The organism is Hominenteromicrobium sp., assembly GCF_046974225.1.
In the GTDB taxonomy this organism is placed as follows: domain Bacteria; phylum Bacillota; class Clostridia; order Oscillospirales; family Acutalibacteraceae; genus Hominenteromicrobium; species Hominenteromicrobium mulieris.
Genome location: NZ_JBKWAE010000017.1, coordinates 4,074 through 9,246, shown reverse-complemented (window position 1 = coordinate 9,246; position 5,173 = coordinate 4,074). Strand labels below are relative to the sequence as shown.

6 protein-coding genes are annotated in these 5,173 nt (G+C 50.1%); all 6 read left to right on the top strand.

The features are described from left to right. The first annotated feature begins 157 nt into the window (after window positions 1-157). Window positions 158-511 (top strand): dihydropteridine reductase, encoded by a 354-nt coding sequence (locus ACLTX1_RS11060; protein WP_277218655.1) that lies wholly within the window; start codon window positions 158-160, stop codon window positions 509-511. Window positions 512-662: 151 nt separating this feature from the next. Then, the gene (locus ACLTX1_RS11055) at window positions 663-1,265 is read left to right on the top strand and encodes a TetR/AcrR family transcriptional regulator (RefSeq protein ID WP_277218653.1); all 603 of its coding nucleotides are present in this window, start codon (window positions 663-665) and stop codon (window positions 1,263-1,265) included. 93 nt (window positions 1,266-1,358) lie between these two features. Next, window positions 1,359-1,622: a hypothetical protein gene (locus ACLTX1_RS11050; protein WP_277286046.1), complete on the top strand. Its 264-nt coding sequence runs from the start codon at window positions 1,359-1,361 to the stop codon at window positions 1,620-1,622. Window positions 1,623-1,644: 22 nt separating this feature from the next. Beyond that, window positions 1,645-2,307 (top strand): TetR/AcrR family transcriptional regulator, encoded by a 663-nt coding sequence (locus ACLTX1_RS11045; RefSeq protein ID WP_277218651.1) that lies wholly within the window; start codon window positions 1,645-1,647, stop codon window positions 2,305-2,307. Further along, window positions 2,304-2,654, top strand: a complete 351-nt coding sequence (locus tag ACLTX1_RS11040) for a hypothetical protein (RefSeq protein WP_277286047.1) — start codon at window positions 2,304-2,306, stop codon at window positions 2,652-2,654. Before ACLTX1_RS11045 ends, ACLTX1_RS11040 begins: the two co-directional genes overlap by 4 nt. Further along, window positions 2,624-5,173, top strand: a 2,550-nt coding sequence (locus tag ACLTX1_RS11035) for a pectate lyase-like adhesive domain-containing protein (RefSeq protein WP_412330931.1), incomplete at its 3' end; no start/stop codon positions are given. The genes ACLTX1_RS11040 and ACLTX1_RS11035, both read left to right, overlap by 31 nt.

The window sequence follows — 5,173 nt, the reverse complement described above, 5'->3', positions numbered from 1 at the left end:
GAAAAAGTCACAATATCGTCGTATAATATGCTTAAATCAGAATGACAAATCGGAATTTGTTCACTTACTGAACTCGACACAAACTGCAAATCGTGTTGTTCAGTTCGTACTCATTTGACGGTATAATAAAGCCATCAAATGAAGGAGGCAATAAGCCATGAACACAGATAAAATTTTTGCAGAACAACTCGCCAACGAATATGCACCCAAGGACACCTCGAAAGTGGTCGCCCTGCGGAAGCTGGACGCAAAAGCAAAACTCCCCGCAACTATTTTCACCTACACCCTCGGTATTATTTCGGCGCTTGTATTCGGCATGGGAATGTGCCTTGCCATGGGGCAGATCGGCAGCGGCACAACTTCCAGCTTTGTGCTGGGTATCGCAATCGGCGTTGTCGGGATGATCGGCATGGGCGTAAACTATCCGATTCACAAGAAGCTGCTGGCACAGGGCAAGCAGAAGTATGCCTTTGAGATCATGGAATTGGCCAAAGAGATCAGTGAGCGGTAAGTCGTGAAGCGAACACAGGTAATTCTGTATCGGGTTCTGCACCCACCGAAATGGATTCTATGTCCTTTGCCGCCCATTGTGTACGGTGCTGTGATTCTGATTGCCGTATCTATGCTGCTTCATAGCAGAAAAAGGAAAGAGATGAAGCCCCTTGAATCGCTCGGAGAGTAAATATTTTGCCACTGCCGCCCGCATGGATGAGGCATTTTTGGAGCTTTTGGAAAAGAAAGACTTCACCTATATCACGGTGAAGGAAATCTGCGAAAAAGCAGGCGTCAACCGATCCACCTTCTATCTGCATTATGAAACCGTAAGCGATCTTCTGGCAGAGAGCGCCCGATACATCATCGATCAATTTGTGGAGGCAATGCCGCATGACACAGCAGAGTTTATGTCGCAGATTCAAACCCGTCCGCTGGAAGAATTATATCTTATCACGCCGGAGTATCTGACGCCGTATTTGAACTATATCAAAAAGCACAGACGGATATTCCGTACCACCCTCGAACAGGCGTCCGTCTTAGGAATGAACGATGCTTATCTTTCCCTGAATCGTCATGTATTCATACCAATCCTGAATCGGTATCACGTTCCGTTGCCTAACCAAAAATACATGATGCCGTTTTATATAAACGGTATCATGGGAATTGTCAATGAATGGCTGAAAGAGAACTGTGAGGATTCCATTGAGCACATGATTTCTGTGATTCAGGTCTGTATTCCCGGTCATCAATTTGAGGAATCGCAGCGATAACTTCCAGTTTGTCGAACTGAATATAGCGTACATAGCCGCTTGGTTTTCAAAAGAAATCAGGCGGCTATTTCTATTTTGAAGGAGGTGTTCGCTATGAACGAAACAGATTACAACGCTCGCCTTTATGAGAAAATGAAAGCCGAGCAGGACAAATACCGGGACCGGCTGCTGCATCCCTACGAATACACGATGCGGGTGGACATCGTAATGGAAGAAGCCAGCGTTTGTGGAAATGTCACAATTTACGGAGGTGAAGTTTCAAATTCCACTTGCCTTTTTGCACTTGATATGATATTATTGGTATGTGTACTAAAACGTTTGGAGAGAGGCGATATATTTGCGGAGAGACAGCAGTGAAACAAAGAGGAAAATACTGACTGTGTGCGTCCGTCTCTTTCTGGAACAGGGGTATAAAAACACCTCTGTCAGTCAGATTGTGGACGAAGCAGGTGTTGCAAGAGGAAGCTATTTGAATCTGTTTCCGACCAAGGACAGAATTTTGCTGGAATTGACCGAAACGATGTTCGGCGGACAGTTCGGCGTGGCAAGAAGCATTGCAGACAGCAAGCTGCCGCCGGTTTATGCCTATGCGGTGGAAACGGCGATCCAACTGACACTGACCGAGCTGAACGAGAACCTGCGGGAAATCTACATTGAAGCCTATTCCCTGCCCGAAACATCGGAGTATATCTACCTGCATACCACGGCAGAGCTGAAGCAGATTTTTGGTGAAAATTTCCCCGATGATACCGAGAGTGACTTTTACGAGATGGAAATCGGCACGGCGGGACTGATGCGCAGCTATATGGCAAGAAAATGTGATATTCATTTTCCGTTGGAACGCAAGCTCAGCCGTTTTCTGACGGCGGCGATGCGGGTGTATCGTGTATCGGAGGAAGAACAGGCAAAGGTGCTTGCCTTTATTCAGTCATTAGATATTAAGGCAATCGCCACAGAGGTTATGTATAAGCTGTTTGCCATGTTGGAAATGAAATACGATTTTAAGCTGTCAAAGAACGGCGAAATGGAGGAAACAAGATGAAGAAACGATTATTCAGTATCCTGCTTGCTCTGTGCATGGTGCTCTGCTTTGTGCCGACTACGGCATTTGCCGAGAGCGAGACGGAAGAACCGCCTGTTTGCAGCTGTGAAACAGCCTGCACGGCAGAAGCAATGAACACAGAGTGCCCTGTCTGCGGCGTAGAGGGCGCTTTGCCGGAGAACTGTGCAAAGTGCGCCCAGCCCGCAGACGATGCGGCAGTGCAGCCGGAGGGGGAAGTGTCTGACCCCCAGCCGGAGGGGAAGTGTCCGACCCCCAGCCGGAGGGAGAAGTGTCCGACCCCCAGCCAGAGGGGGAAGTGTCCGACCCCCAGCCGGAGACAGCCTTGACGTCGTTAATTGGCGGAAACGAGACGGCAAAAGATGTCAGCACTGCGGAAGAACTGACTGCGGCTATTGCTGATGTTAAATTCGACACCGTCAAGCTGACAGGGGACATTAGCATCAGCAACTCCCTGACCGTCAACCGCCCTGATGTCACGCTGGATTTGAACGGCTATACTTTGACATGCGGTGATACGGAGTGCGATGATATATTCAGCGTGAATGAACACGGAAATCTGACGGTAAAGGACAGCGGTACCGGCGGTAAAATTGACGGTCAAAATAACAACTGCGGCTTCAGTATCAACGGCGGTATCCTGACCTTAAAAAGCGGCACCATCATAAACTGCATGACTGACGGTGACGGCGGTGCTGTGGATATCTCAGACGGCGGCAAATTTGAGATGAGCGGCGGCGCTATTACGAATTGCAAAGCCAGTGATGACAGTGGTGCGGTGGATATCGGTGATGGCTGCACTTTTATTATGAACAGTGGCACCATCAGCGGCTGCAGAGCGGATGACGATGCCGGTGCGATCTTTATCAAGGGAAATGCTTCCTTTTTAATGAACGGCGGAACGATTGAAAATTGTTCTGCCGGCAACTACGGCGGTGCGGTGAAGATACGCAACACCAGCAGATTCACCATGAATGGCGGCACCATCTCCAGCTGCACTGCCCAGCAAGGCGGCGGTGTATATGTAGACGGTAGCAGCACCTTCACCATGAATGACGGCAGCATCGCGAGCTGCACGGCGGTGAATGGCGGCAACAGTGTGTTTGTCGTCAAACCCAGTGCCAGTTTTACCATGACCGGCGGCACGGTGGATGGCAGCATTGCGCTGCCCTACAAGGTCGGCAATAACACCGTTTACATGGACGGCCTTGGCACCGCAGCTTATCCCTATCAAATCAGCACCGCCGACCAGTTAAAGCTGTTCCGGGATAAGGTGAATAATGTAACAAAGGAAGCAGACACCCAAATCTGCGCCGAATTGACGGAAGACATTGATTTGAACGGCGAAGCATGGACGCCAATCGGAAACTATACCGAAGGAAATCAGATTTACTACGAGGGCACATTTGACGGCGGCGGCCACACCGTTTCCGGCCTGAACGTTACGGGCAAATTCAGGTATGTCAGTCTGTTCGGTGCTGTAAAAGGCGGCACGATTAAAAACCTGACAGTGGCAGGTAACGTATCCCATAATTATTATTCTACGGGTCTAGACTGTCACGTCGGCGGCATTGTGGGCGGCGCTTTGGATGCTGCGACGATTGAAAATTGCAGCAACAATTGCAGCGTTACTGGCAGCAGTAGCGATTATGTTGGCGGTATTGCTGGCAGTAATATTAACAATGCGAGAATCATCGACTGCTATAATGTTGGCACAATTACCGGCACAATTAAGGGAACTGGCGGTGTTACGGGACTTAACATGGGCACGATCTCCAATTGCTACAATGTTGGAACGGTTAAAGGTAATTATGCTGTTGGCGAAATCGTTGGCAATAATTCTGGCACTGTAGAAAACTGCTACTATCTTGCCGGTACGAACCTGAACGCAGTTGGCAGAAACAATAGTAATGGCAACATTACAAAAACAGAGTCCAAAACCGCCGCAAACTTCGCCAACGACACGGTGCTGGCGCTGCTTAAGGCTGACCGCGACAATTCTCCATGGGACAGCTGCCAGTATGTGGCTGCGGCAAAAATAACCCTGCCCGTGTTCAAGGGACAGGGCGACGCCCATGACCACCAGAGTAACGACTGGAAATCCAACGAAACGGAACACTGGCAGGTCTGCACCTGCGGCGCGGTGTTTCATAAGGCGGAACACTCCGGCGGCACGGCCACCTGCACCGAAAAAGCAAAATGCGCAGTTTGCGGTGCGGAATATGGCGATGCTCTGGGACATGATTTTACTACCAGTTGGACACATGATGATAACGAGCACTGGAAGCAGTGTTCCCGTTGCGATATAAAGGATGACGTAAGCCCTCATACTTGGGACAACGGTACGATAACAACAGCGCCTACCTGCACAAAAGCGGGCGAAGAGACATATAGCTGCACCAAGTGCGGCGCAACAAAAATAGAGCCGATTCCAGCCACCGGCCACAGCTGGAAGTCCGATTGGACGTCCGATGCAACGCATCACTGGCATGAATGTGCCAATGAAAACTGCGATGTGACGGATAACGCGGGAAAGAAAGGCTACGCGGAGCACTCCGGCGGCAAAGCGACCTGCACCCAAAATGCCGTCTGTGAGATTTGCAAGGCAAGCTACGGCAGCCTTGACCCGAACAACCACACCGACCTGAAACACATTGACGCAAAGGCCGCCACCGCTGCCGAAGAAGGCAACATTGCGTATTGGTACTGCGGCGGCTGCAAGAAGTATTTCTCCGACGCTGCGGCAATAAAGGAAATCACCAAGGCTGCCACCGTGACGGCAAAGCTGCCCCCGAAAATCACAGCCGGGGATGGTGCAGCGGTCACGCAGGGCGAGAAAAAGGAACTG

Excerpts from the sequence above, each read along its gene's own strand:
- ACLTX1_RS11060 (WP_277218655.1), top strand. The coding sequence starts at position 158 with ATGAACACAGATAAAATTTTTGCAGAACAACTCGCCAACGAATATGCA.
- ACLTX1_RS11040 (WP_277286047.1), top strand. The coding sequence starts at position 2,304 with ATGAAGAAACGATTATTCAGTATCCTGCTTGCTCTGTGCATGGTGCTC.
- ACLTX1_RS11050 (WP_277286046.1), top strand. The coding sequence starts at position 1,359 with ATGAACGAAACAGATTACAACGCTCGCCTTTATGAGAAAATGAAAGCC.